The organism is Kitasatospora sp. NPDC089797 (assembly GCF_040684795.1).
In the GTDB taxonomy this organism is placed as follows: Bacteria; Actinomycetota; Actinomycetes; order Streptomycetales; family Streptomycetaceae; genus Kitasatospora.
Genome location: NZ_JBFBGS010000056.1, coordinates 25497 through 41321, shown reverse-complemented (window position 1 = coordinate 41321; position 15825 = coordinate 25497). Strand labels below are relative to the sequence as shown.

8 protein-coding genes are annotated in these 15825 nt (G+C 74.0%); 5 read left to right on the top strand and 3 right to left on the bottom strand.

Going from position 1 to position 15825, the window contains the following annotated elements; translation table 11 throughout:
* Positions 1–94: 94 nt before the first annotated feature.
* On the bottom strand, positions 95–4015 hold the full coding sequence (locus tag AB0O91_RS33820) for a beta-N-acetylglucosaminidase domain-containing protein (protein WP_363441457.1): 3921 nt from the start codon (positions 4013–4015) through the stop codon (positions 95–97).
* Between the two features lie 268 nt (positions 4016–4283).
* Between AB0O91_RS33820 and AB0O91_RS33815 the strand changes: the two genes are divergently transcribed.
* The 3 genes from AB0O91_RS33815 to AB0O91_RS33805 all read left to right on the top strand — a co-directional run bounded on the left by AB0O91_RS33815 (position 4284) and on the right by AB0O91_RS33805 (position 7321).
* Positions 4284–4664 carry a hypothetical protein gene (locus tag AB0O91_RS33815; protein WP_363441455.1) on the top strand — a complete coding sequence of 127 codons (381 nt, stop codon included), beginning with the start codon at positions 4284–4286 and terminating at the stop codon, positions 4662–4664.
* 184 nt (positions 4665–4848) lie between these two features.
* Positions 4849–6987: a 4-alpha-glucanotransferase gene (gene malQ, locus AB0O91_RS33810; RefSeq protein ID WP_363441502.1), complete on the top strand. Its 2139-nt coding sequence runs from the start codon at positions 4849–4851 to the stop codon at positions 6985–6987.
* 109 nt (positions 6988–7096) lie between these two features.
* Complete coding sequence (locus AB0O91_RS33805; protein ID WP_363441453.1) at positions 7097–7321, top strand: hypothetical protein; 225 nt, start codon at positions 7097–7099, stop codon at positions 7319–7321.
* 84 nt (positions 7322–7405) lie between these two features.
* Here the strand turns inward: AB0O91_RS33805 and pepN are convergent, their stop codons facing one another.
* Positions 7406–9985: an aminopeptidase N gene (pepN, locus tag AB0O91_RS33800; protein ID WP_363441451.1), complete on the bottom strand. Its 2580-nt coding sequence runs from the start codon at positions 9983–9985 to the stop codon at positions 7406–7408.
* Between the two features lie 153 nt (positions 9986–10138).
* Positions 10139–11857: a PQQ-binding-like beta-propeller repeat protein gene (locus tag AB0O91_RS33795; protein ID WP_363441449.1), complete on the bottom strand. Its 1719-nt coding sequence runs from the start codon at positions 11855–11857 to the stop codon at positions 10139–10141.
* A 450-nt stretch (positions 11858–12307) separates the two neighbouring features.
* Between AB0O91_RS33795 and AB0O91_RS33790 the strand changes: the two genes are divergently transcribed.
* Positions 12308–13486 carry an ROK family transcriptional regulator gene (locus AB0O91_RS33790; RefSeq protein WP_363441447.1) on the top strand — a complete coding sequence of 393 codons (1179 nt, stop codon included), beginning with the start codon at positions 12308–12310 and terminating at the stop codon, positions 13484–13486.
* Between the two features lie 289 nt (positions 13487–13775).
* Positions 13776–15680, top strand: coding sequence for a 1-deoxy-D-xylulose-5-phosphate synthase (dxs, locus tag AB0O91_RS33785; protein ID WP_363441445.1), 1905 nt, complete (start codon positions 13776–13778; stop codon positions 15678–15680).
* The last annotated feature ends 145 nt before the right edge of the window (positions 15681–15825 follow it).

The window sequence follows — 15825 nt, the reverse complement described above, 5'->3', positions numbered from 1 at the left end:
AGGGCCCGCCCGTCACACCGTCGGTACGCGCCTCATGGGCCGCCGCGCCCCCCACGAAGGGGAGCCCGGCGGCCCGCCGCTTTTTTGGCTGCTCCTACGGCTTCGTGGTCGGCGTGGCCGTCGGCGGCGTTCCCGGCTGGGCCGGCGGGGTGGCCGGCTGCTGCGGGGGAACGGCCGGGGCGGTGACCGCGTACAGCTCGATGCCGTACAGCGAGTAGCCGAACTTGGTGGCCCGGGCCACGCCCTGCATCCGCACGTACCGGGCGTTCGGGGCGTCGAAGCGCACCGTCTCGTCCCCGCCCTTGCCGCTGTCCACCGTCGCGGCGTCCGTCCAGGTGGTGCCGTCCGCCGAGACCTGGATGCGGTACGCGGAGGCGTACGCGGACTGCCAGTGCAGCACCGCCGCGCCCAGGTGGGTGGCCTGCGGCAGCGCCAGCTGCACCCAGGCGTCGTCCTTGGCGGGCGAGGACCAGCGGGTCTTCGGGTCGCCGTCGGCGACCGCCGCGGCCGGGAAGTCCGGCGTCTCGTCGCCCGAGGACGACGCCTGGGCGCCGAGCGCGAGGTCCGGTCCGCCGGTCGGCGGCACCACGTGCAGCTGGAGCACCTGCTTGACGGTGGTGCCGCCGGCCACGTACGACACCGGCACCTGGTACGTCCCGGACGGCGTCCCCGCCGCGGCGGCGACCAGCAGCGGCACGCCGACCCGGCCGCCGCGCGGCACCGTCACCGGGCCGGCCGGGGTCACCGTCAGCCCCTTGGCCGCGGCCGGCACCTCGACCCGCAGTTCACCGGTGGTGCCCTCCGGGCGGCCGGCCTCCACGGTGGCCTGGGTCCTCACGGGCGCGGCGGCGCCGGTGACCACGTCCAGGGCCGGGTCGGCGAGGTTCATCCGGGCCGCCGGGGTGTCCGCGTACCAGGGGATCACCTGGTTGACCACCGGCGGGTCGCCGCCGGGCTTCCAGGTCAGCCGGAACGCGTCGGCGGGCTGTCCGCCGGCCGGCAGCTCGTTGTAGCCGGGCTGCACGGTGCCGATGTCCGTCCAGGTGCCGTCGGAGCGCCGCACCGCGACGGTGGCGGTGGCGTGCACGGTGGGGTCGGTGAGCACGGTCAGCCGGTCCAGCGGGCGGGCGGCGCCGAGCTCGACGACCAGCGGCGCGTCCTGCGCGGTGGGCGGCTTGGCGGCGCGGTACGCGGTGTCCGGGTTGCCGTCCAGGACGGCGGCGGGGGAGGAGCCGGGCAGCGCGGCGGGGCCGCCGGAGACGCTGGCCGGGGACTCGTCCGGGGCGGTGACGGTGAACTCGCGCACCGCGACGGCGGTCTTCTGGGCGGCGGTGGCCCGCAGCCGCACGGCCCGCACCACGGTGCCGGGCGGCAGTTGGGCGCCGACCGTCTTCTGGTTCTTCACCACGGCGAGCTGCTTCCAGCCGCCCTCGCCGGTGCTGTACTCCAGCACCCCGTCGCGGATGTAGTCGTCGACGGCGGTCCGCGCGTCCGGGCCGTTGCCCCAGCCGCCCATCAGCACGGTGACCGAGCTGATCGGCCGGCCCGCGCCGAGGTCGACGCCGACCGAGTCGCCGGGCTGCGGGGGAGCGGAGCTCCAGTAGAAGGTGTCGGCCTGGCCGTCGGTCATCAGCGCGGGCAGGTGGTCGTGCGCGGTGCCCATGCTGGTGGTCGGGGTGACCCCGCCGCTGACCACGCCGGACCAGTTGTCGGCGGCGCGCACGGACCGGTCCAGGAAGGGGCCGAGCACCCCCGCGCCGATGGTCGCCGGGGCGTTGGAGACCTGGGCGCGCAGCCGGTTGAGCTGCACCCGGGCCTTCCAGGCCGCCGCCCCGTCGCCGCCGTGCTGGGCGAGCAGCATGTCCAGCGCGGCCTGCCCGGCCAGCCCGTAGTCGCGCAGCGGGCCCAGCCAGGGGCCGGCCTCGGCGGCCAGCTGGGCGGTGGCGTCGGTGCCGGCCAGGGTCTGCTGGGCGCCCGCCATGGCGGTGAAGGCGTCCCGCAGCGGGGCCGCGGCCGCGATCAGCTTGGCGAGGTCCGGGGCGGCGCCGGAGGTCGGCTCGGCGTTGGCCCAGAACTGGTCCAGCAGCGGCTGGAGGTAGCCGGACTCCTGCTTGGCCAGCGGCGAGGAGGTGCTGTTGCCGGCCAGCGCGGTGACGGCGGACAGCGCGGACCCGGCCGGGGTGGCGGCGGCGCCGGTCGGCCCGGCCAGCGAGCGCACCGCGGCCTGCCAGGAGTCGTCGGGCTTGTAGCCGGTCGGGTTCCAGGCGAAGTCCCCGGCGGTGGCGAGCGCTATCCGGGAGGCCACCGGCTGCTGCATCGCACCGGTCAGCAGCACCGCCGAGCGGGTCGCCACCTCGGGCTCGCGGCCGGTGTAGGCGCCGAGGAAGAGCCGGTCCGGGCTGGCGTCGTTGACCGGGTAGTTGTCCATGGTGACCAGCGGGTGCCCGTACAGGCTGCCGGTGTCGGAGGTCTGGGCGCCGGTGATCTTCTCCGGGATCACCCCGCCGCCGCTCCAGGCCACCTGGACCCCGGCCGGCAGCGCGTCGGCGAGCGCCTTGCGGTACGGCGTGGAGCCCTGCTTGTGGTACTCGGTCGGGACGACCGACAGCGGGGCCAGACCGGGGTTCCTCGCGATCAGCCGGTCCTGCACCTTCTTCGCCAGCGCGGCCTGCGCCTTGGCGGCCGCGGCCGGTCCGGTGCCGTACTCGTCCCGGTCGTCGCCGCAGTGCCACTCGTCGTAGCTGACGTCCAGGAACTGCAGCTGGAACGCGGTGAAGCCGAGCTTGCGCAGCCCGTCCAGCTTGGCGACCAGCGCGTCGACGTCCTTGCCCGAGCTGAAGCAGAGGGACTGCCCGGGGTCGATCGCGTAGCCGAGGGTGACGTGGTTCTGCCGGGCCCGGTCGCCGAGCTCGCGCAGCTCGGACTGCTGGGCGGCGGGGTAGGCGTCGCGCCAGCGGTTGAGCCGGAACGGGTCGTCACCCGGGGCGTAGAGGTAGAAGTTCTGCTTGGAGCGGCCCAGGAAGTCCACCTGGTCGAGCCGCTGCTGGGCGCTCCACGGGGTGCCGTAGAACGCCTCCGCGGTGCCGCGCACCGGCGCCCCGCTGGGCCAGTCCCGCAGGGTGATCCCGGGCAGCCCGAGCCCGGCCGCGCCCGGCCCCTGGCCCTGACCGGCCGGTACGGCGGCGAGCAGCTGACGCAGGCTCTGCGCGGCGTAGAAGGTGCCCGCGGCGTCCGCGCCCGCCAGCACGACCGCACCGTACGCCCCGCCGCCCTGGGCGGGCAGCTGGCCGACGGACAGCACGTAGCCGCCGGGCGGCATGCCCGCGGTCGACGGCGCGGAGCCGTCCTTGCCGCCGGCCGCGGCGGTCAGCCGGCGCAGCGCCCGGTCGGTCTCGCCCTCGGCCCCCTCGGCGGGCCCGCCGATGTACACCACCAGCGAACCGGCGGCCGGCGTCCCGCCGTCGGCCTGCGGGGTCACCTCGGTGGCCCCGGCGATGCCGAGCACGTCGCGGACGGCGTCCACCGCGCCCCGGTCCGCCTTGGGTGCGGGCACCAGCGTCACGGCGGCCGGCACGGTGACCGCCCGGCCCGCCACGGTCTGCTCCTGCGGGTGCGGGAACACCTGGGGGTTCGTCACACTGCCCAGCGGCGTCTGCGGCGCGCTGCTCACCATGTCCGACCCGGGCGCCGCCGCGTACGCCACCGAGGGCACCGGCCCGGCCAGCAGCCCGCCCACCACCGCCGCGGTCACCACCCCGGCCGCGATCCGCACCGCCCGCCGCCCCGGCCGCCCGGGACCCCGCTCCGCCCGCACCGACGCCAACAGCGGCTCCGTCCCCTTGATATCGGCGATCAGCCGGTCCGCCGCCCGCGGCACCAACTGACGACACGTCCGCGCCGTGGCCCGCCGCGCCGCCAACGCCGCCGGGTGGTGCAACACCTCGCGCAGCGCCGGACTCTGCTCCAACTGCTGTCGCAGCCGCCGCCCGGCCGCAACGGACACACGGGCTTGCACAGGGGCCTCCTCGCCAGGCCTGGACCACAACGCTGGCAACCCCACCAGCTCCCCGAACCGGTGTCAACGTGACTGACAGCTATGCCTGTTTTGCCTGGTTCGTCCTCGTGTCGGCCCAGGTCCACGGGCCTTGGCAACGCTTCCCGGAGCCCGCAGAATCCGCACCGCGGGCCGCGGCGGGGCGCGGCCTGCCAGCAGGCATGAAGGGTCATCAGGCGGGAGCACGGACTGCTCCCGGTCCTGGGGCTCATGGAGTGAGGAGCGAGTGATGCTGGACGGGGAAGAGCACTGGAACGCGGTGCTGGCCGCCATCCTGGTGAGCCCGAGGGTCGGCACGGCGCACATCAAGCTGGTGGGGGACCTCCTCTCGGTCACCGCTCAGCTGGACATGGCCGTCCTGCGGCGCCAGGTCGTACTCGATCTGGACAGCCAGATCGAGTACGACGAGAGGATCGGCGCGCTGGAGGACTCCTACCGGGCCGCCTGGCAGGCCCTGCAGGCGGCGCCCGACAAGGAGCGGCGCAACGAGGAGCTCCGGCGGCTCGCGGCCGCGCTGGAGGCGACGGCGACGGCTGTCGCGGACTTCGCCCGTCGGCAGGGAGTCGAGGTGCGGCTCCACCGTGTCGAGTTCGACGGTCCGCCGGCGTAGGCACACGGGGTCCGGCCCGTCCGCCGAGCCGCGCCCCGAGCCTCTCCCGACAGGCCCACCGCCGTGTCGCGCAGCGTGATCGCGCCATCACCCGGGTAGGACTTGGGGGTCCTACCCGGGCGTTGCCGAGACATCGCAGGAGCCGCGAGTGGCCGCTTACCACGACAGTGACGGAGCCGACGGACTGAGGGTCCCCGCGCAGGACGCGCCGCCACCGCCCGCCGAACTGCTCGCGCTGGCCCAGGCGTACGGGGTGGACACCCGATACCCCGGGGCCGGCGGGCAGACGGTGGGGGCGCGCACGCTGGTGGCCGTGCTGGCGGCGCTCGGGGTGGCGGCGGACACGCCGGAGCAGGTGGCGGAGGCGCTGGAGCGTCACCGGGCCGAGCAGCAGGCGCGGTTGCTGCCGCCGTGCATCGTGGTCCGGCAGGGCCGCCGCACCGCGCTGGACGTGCCGGCCGACGCCCGGCTGCGCATCGAGCTGGAGGGCGGCGGCAGTTGGGAGCTGCCGCGCGGCCACTCGCACTGGCTGCCCGCCGACCTCCCGCTCGGCCGGCACACCCTCACAGCGGAGTGCGGCGACCGCGAACAACGCGCCCCGCTCGTCGTCGCCCCGGACCGGCTCCCCCAACTCCCGGGCCGCAGCTGGGGTTTCCTCGCCCAGCTGTACTCCGTCCTGTCCGCCCGCTCCTGGGGCATGGGCGACCTCGGGGACCTCGCCGAGCTCGCCCAGTGGGCGGGCGCCGCGCTCGGCGCCGGCTTCGTGCAGATCAACCCGCTGCACCAGGCGCTCCCCGGCACCCCCTCCGACCCGTCCCCGTACCGCCCGTCCTCCCGCCGCTTCGCCGACCCGGTGCACCTGCGGATCGAGGCCGTCCCCGAGTACGGCCACCTCACCGCCGACCAGCGACGACGGGCCGACGACCTCTCCCACCGCGCCGCCCGCCTCCGCGAGGAGGTCCTCGCCCACGACGGCCTGCTGGACCGCGACGCCGTCTGGGCCCTGAAGCGCGAGGCCCTCCGGCTCCTCCACGAGGTCCCGCGCGGCCCCGGCCGCCAGGCCGCCTACGAGGCCTACCGGCGCCGCGAGGGGGAGTGGCTGCGCCGCCACGCCCTCTGGAACGCCCTGGCCGAGGTGCACGGCGCCGACTGGCACCACTGGCCGAAGGGCCTGCGTCACCCGAACGGCCCACACATCGACCAGGCGGAGAAGGAACTCCAGGAGGGCGTCGAGTTCCACCGCTGGCTTGCCTGGCAGGTCGACCAGCAGCTGGCCGGCGCCCAGCGCGCCGCCCGCGACGCCGGCATGCCGGTCGGCCTGATCCACGACCTCGCCGTCGGCGTCCACCCGGACGGCGCCGACGCCTGGGCGCTCCAGGACGTGCTGGCCGGCGGCATCTCGACCGGTGCCCCGCCGGACGCCTTCAACGCCCACGGCCAGGACTGGGGCCTGCCGCCCTGGCGCCCGGACGCCCTGGCGAAGGCCGGCTACGCCCCGTACGCGGAGCTCCTGAAAGCCGCCGCCCGCCACGCCGGGGCGCTCCGGATCGACCACGTGATGGGCCTCTTCCGCCTCTGGTGGGTCCCGAACGGGCACCCGCCCACCGAGGGCGCGTACGTCCGCTACGACGCCGAGGCGATGCTCGGCGTCCTCGCGTTGGAGGCGCACCGGGCCGGTACGGCCGTGATCGGCGAGGACCTGGGCACGGTCGAGCCGGGGGTGCGCGAGGAGCTGGCGGCCCGCGGCGTCCTCGGCACCTCGGTCCTCTGGTTCGAACGGGACTGGGAGGCCGCCGGCCGGATCCTGCCCCCCGACCGCTGGCGCCCCGGCTGCCTGGCCACCCTCACCACCCACGACCTGCCGAGCACCGCCGCCCGGCTCTCCGGCGAGCACGTCGAGCTGCGCCACCGGCTCGGCCTGCTGGCCCGCCCGCTCCCCGAGGAGCAGCAGGAGGCCGCCGCCGAGCTGGCCGACTGGCGGGCCGAACTCACCGCCCTCGGCCTGCTCGCCCCCGATGAGCCGCTCTCCGCGTCCGCCCTCTACGGCTTCCTGCACGCGACCCCGGCGGAGCTGGTCGGCGTCTGGCTGCCGGACCTGGTCGGGGACCCGCGCCCGCAGAACCTGCCCGGCACCTGGGACCAGTACCCGAACTGGCGCCTGCCGGTCGCCGACGGCGCGGGCACCCCCGTCACCCTGGAGCGCCTCGCCACGGCCCCCGCCGCCCACCGGCTCTCCCGCCTCCTGCACACGGCCGGCCGGCCGACGGAAGCCACCGACCGACCGGCGGAAGCCACCGACCACCCGACAGAAGCCACCGACTGACCGGCGGAGCCGACCGAGGGAGCCGACGGGACCGCCCGGCGAGCGCAAGCGGAACCCGCACCCCCACCCCGACGCGCGCCCTCCCATAAGTGGCGGGTAAGTTGGAAACGTGGACAAGAGGAACGCTTTGCGAGCCGGCGCGGTCTCCGCAACGGTCACGCTGATGATGCTGCTGTCGTCGCCCGCCATGGCCCTCACCAGGGACGACGGCGACGACCCGGGTCCCGGCCTGAGCGTCGGCCAGACCATCGGCCTGTACGTGCTGATCCCGCTCGCCGCGTTCGTCATCATCGCGGCGCTCGCCGGTCTGCCGTACGGCAAGAAGAAGAAGTAACCGCGTCCACTCCAGGACACGCACAACCCCGAAGGGGCGCCGGACGGTCCGTCCGGCGCCCCTTCGGGCATCACCCGTGAGCGGTCAGCGGCCCCCGGCCGCCCGGTCGACGGCCTGCGCCTTGAGCGCCCGCTCGATGCCGGCCCGGGACTCGATCACCTGGCGCCGCAGCGACGGCGCCGGCTCGGCCGAGGCCAGCCAGGCGTCCGTGGCGGCCAGCGTCGCCTCCGACACCTGCAGCGACGGGTACAGCCCGACGATGATCTGCTGGGCGATCTCGTGGCTGCGGTCCTCCCAGACGCCCTTGACCGCGGCGAAGTACTTCTCCGCGTACGGCGCCAGCAGCTCCCGGTGGTCCGACTGCTGGAAGCCGGCGATCATGGCCTCCTGCACGTAGTTGGTGAGGTTCTCCGACTCCACCACCGCGGCCCAGACCGTGGCCTTGGCCTCCGCGGTCGGACGGGAGGCGCGGCAGGTGGCCGCGTGCTCCAGGCCGGCCGCGGTGTTGTCCCGCTCCAGCTCCGCGAGGACCGCCGCCTCGTCGGCCCGGCCGGTGGCGGAGAGCCGGTGCAGCAGCGCCCAGCGCAGCTCGGTGTCCACGGCGAGGCCCTTGAGCTCCACCGAGCCGGCCAGCAGCCCGGCGAGCAGGTCCAGCTGACCGTCCGTGCGGGCGACGGAGGCGAACGTGCGGGCCCAGGCGAGCTGGTGGTCGCTGCCGGGGTCGGCGGCGCGCAGGTGCTCCTCGGCGGCGGCGGCCCACCGGCCGAGGCCCTCCTCGCGCCAGTCCGGGTCGGCGTAGGCGTCCAGGGCCAGCCTGACCTGGCGCTGCACGGACTGCACCACGCCGATGTCGCTCTCCCGGCCGAGGCCGGACAGCGCCAGCGACAGGTAGTCGCGGGCGGCCAGTTCGCCGTCGCGGGTCATGTCCCAGGCGGAGGCCCAGCACAGCGCGCGCGGCAGCGAGTCGGTGAAGCCGCCGAGGTGCTCGGTGACGACGGCCAGCGAGTCCTCGTCCAGCCGGATCTTGGTGTACGTCAGGTCGTCGTCGTTGAGCAGCACGACGGCCGGCCGGTGGCGTCCGACCAGCTCCGGCACCTCGGTGCGCGGGCCGTCGACGTCCAGCTCGATCCGGTCGGTCCGCACCAGCGAGCCGTCCACCAGCTCGTACAGGCCGATGGCGATCCGGTGCGGGCGCAGCACGGCCTCGCCCTTGGCGCCGGCCGGCAGCGCGGGGGCGTCCTGGAGGACGGCGAAGGACTCGATCTCACCGTCCGTGTTCACCACCAGCGACGGCCGCAGCACGTTGATGCCGGCCGTCTCCAGCCAGGACTTGGACCAGGCCTTCAGGTCGCGGCCGCTGGCCTCCTCCAGCGCCCCGAGCAGGTCGCTGAGCCGGGTGTTGCCCCAGGCGTGGCGCTTGAAGTACGCCCGCACGCCCTCGAAGAAGGCGTCCTGGCCGACGTACGCCACCAGCTGCTTGAGCACCGAGGCGCCCTTGGCGTAGGTGATGCCGTCGAAGTTGACCTGGACGTCCTCCAGGTCGTTGATCTCCGCCATGATCGGGTGGGTGGACGGCAGTTGGTCCTGCCGGTAGGCCCAGGTCTTCATCTGGTTGGCGAAGGTGGTCCAGGAGTGCGGCCACTTGGAGCCGGGGGCCTCGGCCTGGCAGACGGCCTCGGCGAAGGTCGCGAAGGACTCGTTCAGCCAGAGGTCGTTCCACCACTCCATGGTCACCAGGTCGCCGAACCACATGTGGGCCAGCTCGTGCAGGATCGTCGCGGCGCGCGACTCGTACGCGGCGTCGGTGACCTTGGAGCGGAACACGTACTGGTCACGCAGGGTGACGGCGCCCGCGTTCTCCATCGCGCCGGCGTTGAACTCCGGGACGAAGAGCTGGTCGTACTTGGCGAACGGGTACGGGAAGTCGAACTTCTCCTGGAAGTAGTCGAAGCCCTGCTTGGTGACCTCGAAGATCGCCTCGGCGTCCAGGAACTCGCGCAGCGAGGGGCGGCAGTACACGGCCAGCGGCACCCGCTGCTCGCCGTTCTCGTAGGTGTCGAAGACGCCCACGTACGGGCCCGCGACGAGCGCGGTGATGTAGCTGGAGATCCGGCCGGTGGGCTCGAACGTCCAGACCCGGGTGGGGCCTTCGCCGACCGGCTCGGGGGTGGGCGAGTTGGAGACCACGACCCAGCCGGCCGGGGCGGTCACGGTGAACGCGAACGTGGCCTTCAGGTCGGGCTGTTCGAAGTTCGCGAAGACCTGCCGGGCGTCCGGCACCTCGAACTGGGTGTACAGGTAGGTCTCGCCGTCGACCGGGTCGACGAACCGGTGCAGACCCTCACCGGTGTTGGTGTAGGCGCAGTTGGCGACCACCCGCAGTTCGTTCTCGGCCGCCAGGCCGGGCAGCGGGATGCGGCTGTCGTCGAAGCTCGCGGGGTCGAGCTCCGTGCCGTTGAGGGTGATCGACTCGACGCTCGGGGCGACGAGGTCGATGAAGGTGTCGGCGCCGGGGGTCGTGGCGGTGAACCGGACCACGGTCGTGGACCGGAAGGTCTCGTCCTCGCGGGCCGAGCCGAGGTCGAGCTCGATGTCGTACGCGTCCACCCGGATGAGGTCGGCCCGGGTACGGGCCTCTTCGCGGGTCAGGTTGGTGCCGGGCACTCGCTGCACTCCTTCGTCAGGCTGATGGTTCGAATCCTCGCATGCCCGGAGGGTGCTCCGACCGGATAATCGAAGGCGGGGCGGGCCCGGACCGTTCGGTCCGCACCCGCCCCGCCCGCGTCGGTCGCCCGACGTCACGGCCGCACTACGGCGTCACTTCCGCCACTTGGTGAGCGGACCGTCGGTGCTGCTGGACCGGCGGAACGCGTAGACGGCGTTGCCGTCGTCGGAGACGAAGTACGCCGAGGTGCTCGTCTCCAGGTCGTACTTCCCGTTCGGGTTCGCGATGGTGCCGATGTCGGTCATCGAGCCGTCGGTCGGCGAGAGCGTGACCAGCCGGGCCGGCTTGTCGTAGCCCTGGGAGACCACGGCGCGGACCTTGCCGTCCTTGTCGGTGCCGGCGACGATCCGGATGTCGGAGCCGCTGCCCGTGCCCGGGCTGGCCGCCCACAGGCGCTTGCCGGTGTTCAGGTCGTAGGCGTTGATGGCCGGCTTGGTCGGGTTGACCTGGACGTACAGGGTGGAGCCGCTCACCACGTTCTTGGTGTTGGCGGTGTCCTGGCCGGTCAGCCGCAGGCTGTCCGCGCCGGGCTCCTTGACGGACATCTGGGTGCCCGGCTTGTTGTCCTTGTCGAACGGCAGGATGTAGTCGCCCTGCGGGCCGTTGGTGATCAGCAGGACCAGCGGCTTGTCCTGGACGACCGAGTCGACCTGCTCGATGGTGCCGGTCAGGGTGATCGGCGTGCTCACCGGCTTGCCGGAGTCGGCGTTCACGATGACCAGCTGCGACTTCGGGCCGCTGGTCATGTAGCAGCGGTCGCTGATCGCGATCTGGCTGCCCGCGGCGCGGGCGCGCATCGTGCAGTCCTTGTCGCGGGGCTGGTACTGCCAGGCCGGCTGGCCGGTGGAGACGTTCAGCCCGGCCACCGCGTTGCCGCCGACCACGACCACGTTGTCGGTGACGCTCAGGGTCGGCTGGGACAGCCGGTCGGCGGTGGCCTTCACGGTCCACAGCAGCTTGCCCTGGGTGAGGTCGATGGCGCCGATGGTGGAGCAGTCGTAGTCACCGGTGTTGAAGGCGACGGCGGCGATGTTCTTGGAGTTGGAGGTGTACGAGGCGCTGCACACCTCCTTGCTGCCGGACGGCACCGGGACGTTCCAGGCGGGCCTGCCGTCGGTCAGGTTGTAGGCCTTGACGCCGTCGCCGTCGACCCGCACGGCGTACTTGTCGGTGCCCCAGATGCCGAGCAGCTGGTTGCTGACGTCCGTGTTGGACGGTGCGGGGGCGCTCCAGGCCACGTTGAAGGTGGCCTTGCCACCGGTGTTGGTGTCCGGCGCCGGCGAGACGTTGGTCCCGCCGTTGTCGCCGCCGACGCCGGTGGAGCCGCTCGAGTTCGCCACCGGGCCCGGGTTCGGGGCCGGCTTGGGACTCGGCTTGAGCAGGACGACCAGCCCGATCACGATGGCGATCGCCAGCACACCGCCGATGATCCCGCCCCAGAGCATCACCGGGTTGCGCTGCTTGGGGGCCGTCGGCACCGGCGCACCCGGGTAGTACCCCGGCTGCTGCTGGTAGTTGTACCCGCCGCCGTTGTAGCCGTGGGCGTCCGGCGCGGGGTAGCCGCCCCCGGGCACCGGGTCGTACGGGCCGACCGGCGCACCGGGCGGAGGCGGCGGGGCCTGGCTGGGGAAGCCGGCCGCGGTCGGCGCGTACGCCGCGTAGTCGACACCCCCGACCGGCGGCTGCGCGGGCGGCTGCGCCGGCGGTGCCGGCGGCTGGGCGGGCGGCGGCGGGCCCACGGGCGCGGTCTGCCCCGGCACCGCCGACCCGTCGAGCTGGGTCATCTGGTCCGCGACGGCGGCGGGGTCCACGCCACCCGCCGGCCGTCCGAACGAGACGCCCCGATTGTCCTGCGGGCCGCTGCCCGGTGCTTCGCCTGCCCCCGGCGTAGGGTGGTCCCCTGCCATCTGATTCCCCGTCATGTCTGGATGCGTCCCCCGGCCGGTACCGTCCACGGCCCGGTGGGACGGGTGAGATTCGGCACCATGGTAGTGGCGGGTGGTTTTCGGCCGTCGCCAGGACCGCCCGCCCCGGCCCCCGGCCCCCCTGACCACGCAACACCTTCACCGCCCCCGCACCCCGCCCCCGCACCCGGGCCGCCCTCGCATCCCGAACCGGCGCTCACCCACCCGCCCGAACGCCCACCCCCACGCGGAAGCCCACCCCCGCACGGAAGCCCCCCGCCCCGTCCCCCGCCCCTTAGGCTTCAGGAGTTGAAGGGGAGGCCCGGCGGAGGGTTCCCCACCCTGGGAGGGTGCATCATGTCGACGGACACACCGGGCTCGCAGTCATCCCTGCACCGGGCGAACCTGGAGCGGGTGCTCCGGGCCGTGCGGATGGCCGGCTCGCTCACCCAGGCCGAGATCGCCCGCGGCACCGGCCTGTCCGCGGCGACCGTCTCGAACATCGTGCGGGAGTTGAAGGAGAGCGGCACCGTCGTGGTCGCCGATACCTCCTCCGGCGGCCGCCGCGCCCGCAGCGTCTCGCTCAGCGGTGACGCCGGCATCGTGGTGGGCATCGACTTCGGCCACACCCACCTCCGGGTGGCCGTCGGCAACCTCGCCCACCGGGTGCTGGCCGAGGAGAGCGCCCCGATCGACGTGGACGTCTCCGCCGCGCAGGGCTTCGACCGGGCCGAGGCGATGGTCGAGCGGCTGCTCGCGCAGGCGGGCTTCCGCCCCGAGAAGGTGATCGGGGTGGGCCTCGGCGTGCCCGGCCCGATCGACGTGGAGACCGGCGCGCTCGGCTCGACCGCGATCCTGCCCGGCTGGACGGGCATCGCCCCGGGCCGGGAGCTGGCGGAGCGGCTCGGCATGCCGGTGCACGTGGACAACGACGCCAACCTGGGAGCGCTCGGCGAGCTGGTCTGGGGCGCCGGCCGCGGGCTCAGCGACCTCGCGTACATCAAGGTCGCCAGCGGCGTCGGCGCCGGCCTGGTGGTGAACGGCCAGATCTACCGCGGCCCGGGCGGCACCGCGGGTGAGATCGGGCACATCACCCTGGACGAGGCCGGCCCGGTCTGCCGCTGCGGCAACCGCGGCTGCCTGGAGACCTTCGTCGGCTCCCGCTACCTGCTCTCGCTGCTCGCCTCCACCCTGGGCCCGGGCCTCACCCTGCCCCGGGTGGTCGAGCTGGCCCACCAGGGCGACCTCGGCTGCCGCCGGGTGATCGCCGACGCCGGCCGCCAGATCGGTACGGGCGTGGCGACCCTGTGCAACCTGCTCAACCCGCGCCGGGTGATCCTCGGCGGCGACCTCGCCGAGGCCGGTGAGCTGGTGCTCTCCCCGATCCGCGACTCGGTGGCCCGCTACGCGATCCCCAGTGCGGCCCGCCAGCTCTCGGTCGTCCCGGGCACCCTGGGCGGCCGCGCCGAGGTGCTCGGCGCCCTGGCCCTGGTGATGAGCGAGATGGGCGAGTCCGGCGCGCTCGGCCGCCACTGACCGCACTCCGGTCCGGGCCGTTCCGCACTCCGGCCGGGGCCGTTCCGCGTCCGGGCCGCCCCCCTGGCCGAACGTCCGTACGTCAACAGGAATTGACCCCCGCCCCCCGACCGACCTCCGGGAATGGCGGTAACCGGTCGGTGGCACCGGGCGTGCCGCTCGGTGTCCGCCAAGCGGACATTAGACTCGACCGGTCGGCACCGGCCGCGACCACCGGCCCGCCGCCGGACCGGGCAGCGACGCCGGTAGGACCGTCCGTGGTCCGCGAACACTGAACGAGGAGGAACGGGTGGCCCTGCTGACCCGCATTCGGGGACCGCGCGATCTCGACCGGCTCACGCCCGGACAGCTGGCCGCACTGGCCCAGGAGATCCGGACCTTCCTGGTGACCGAGGTCGCCAAGACGGGCGGCCACCTCGGCCCCAACCTCGGCGTGGTGGAGCTGACCATCGCGATGCACCGGGTCTTCGACTCGCCGCGCGACCGGATCCTCTTCGACACCGGCCACCAGAGCTACGTCCACAAGCTGCTCACCGGCCGCCAGGACTTCTCCCGGCTGAAGATGAGCGGCGGCCTCTCCGGCTACCCCTCGCGCGCCGAGTCCGAGCACGACGTGATCGAGAACTCGCACGCCTCCACCGTCCTCTCGTACGCCGACGGCCTGGCCAAGGCCAACCGGATCCAGGGCAAGACCGACCCGGTCGTCGCCGTCATCGGCGACGGCGCCCTCACCGGCGGCATGGCCTGGGAGGCGCTCAACAACATCGCCGACGCCAAGGACCTGCCGGTCGTCATCGTCGTCAACGACAACGAGCGCTCCTACTCGCCGACCATCGGCGGCCTGGCCAACCACCTCGCCACCCTGCGCACCACCCAGGGCTACGAGCGCTTCCTGTCCTGGGGCAAGGACGCCCTCCAGCGCACCCCGGTGGTCGGCCAGCAGCTGTTCGAGACCCTGCACGGCGCCAAGAAGGGCCTCAAGGACTTCATCGCCCCGCAGGGCATGTTCGAGGACCTCGGCCTCAAGTACATCGGCCCGATCGACGGCCACGACCTGACCGCCCTGGAGTCCGCGCTGACCAAGGCGCGCGGCTTCGGCGGCCCGGTGATCGTGCACTGCCTCACCGAGAAGGGCCGCGGCTACCACGCCGCCGAGAACAACGACGAGGACCGCTTCCACGCGGTCGGCGTGATCCACCCGGACACTGGCCTGCCGGTCAAGAACTCGGGCAAGGACTGGACCTCGGTCTTCGGCGAGGAGATGGTGGCGCTCGGCCACGAGCGCGAGGACATCGTCGCGATCACCGCCGCGATGCTCCACCCGGTCGGCCTGGCGCCCTTCGCCAAGGAGTTCCCGGACCGCATCTTCGACGTCGGCATCGCCGAGCAGCACGCCGTGACCAGCGCCGCCGGCCTGGCCACCAACGGCCTGCACCCGGTCTTCGCGGTCTACGCGACCTTCCTGAACCGGGCCTTCGACCAGGTCCTGATGGACGTCGCGCTGCACAAGCTGGGCGTCACCTTCGTGCTCGACCGGGCCGGGGTCACCGGAACGGACGGCGCCTCGCACAACGGCATGTGGGACATGTCGATCCTCCAGGTCGTCCCCGGCCTGCGGCTGGCCGCGCCGCGCGACGCCGACCAGGTCCGCGCCCAGCTGCGCGAGGCCGTCCTGGTCAAGGACGCCCCGACGGTGGTCCGCTACTCCAAGGGCTCGGTCGGTCCGGCCGTCCCGGCGGTCGGCCGGGTCGGCGGCATGGACGTGCTGCGCGCCGCCGGGGAGCCCTCGGGTGCCCACCGCGCCGACGTGCTGATCGTCTCGGTCGGCGCGATGGCCCCCACCAGCCTGGAGGTCGCCGACCTGCTGGCCGCCGAGGGCGTCACCGCCACCGTGGTGGACCCGCGCTGGGTCAAGCCGGTGGACCCGGCCCTGCCGGGCCTGGCGGCCGAGCACCGGGTGGTCGTCACGATCGAGGACAACGGCCGGGTGGGCGGTGTCGGCGCGGCCGTGGCGCAGGCGCTGCGGGACGCCGAGGTGGACCTGCCGGTGCGCGACTTCGGCATCCCGCAGGAGTTCCTGGACCACGCCAGCCGGAACGAGATCCTGGCCGGGATCGGCCTGAACGCCCCCGACATCGCCCGGAAGGTGGCCGCCCTGGTCGCCAAGCTGGACCCGGCGTCGGTCCAGGCCTGACGCACCGCGGACGGACCGGGTCGCGTGCGGGGTCGCCCCGCCGCACGACCCGGTCCGCCCGGTCCCGATTGTCGTAACGCTGTCACAGTTCGTCATGGGACAAGCCGACAATCGCACTGAATGGCGGGACCGGCGCCATCCGCGC

Coding starts and splice junctions, on each gene's coding strand:
- AB0O91_RS33815 (WP_363441455.1), top strand. CDS start 4,284: ATGCTGGACGGGGAAGAGCACTGGAACGCGGTGCTGGCCGCCATCCTG.
- AB0O91_RS33790 (WP_363441447.1), top strand. CDS start 12,308: ATGTCGACGGACACACCGGGCTCGCAGTCATCCCTGCACCGGGCGAAC.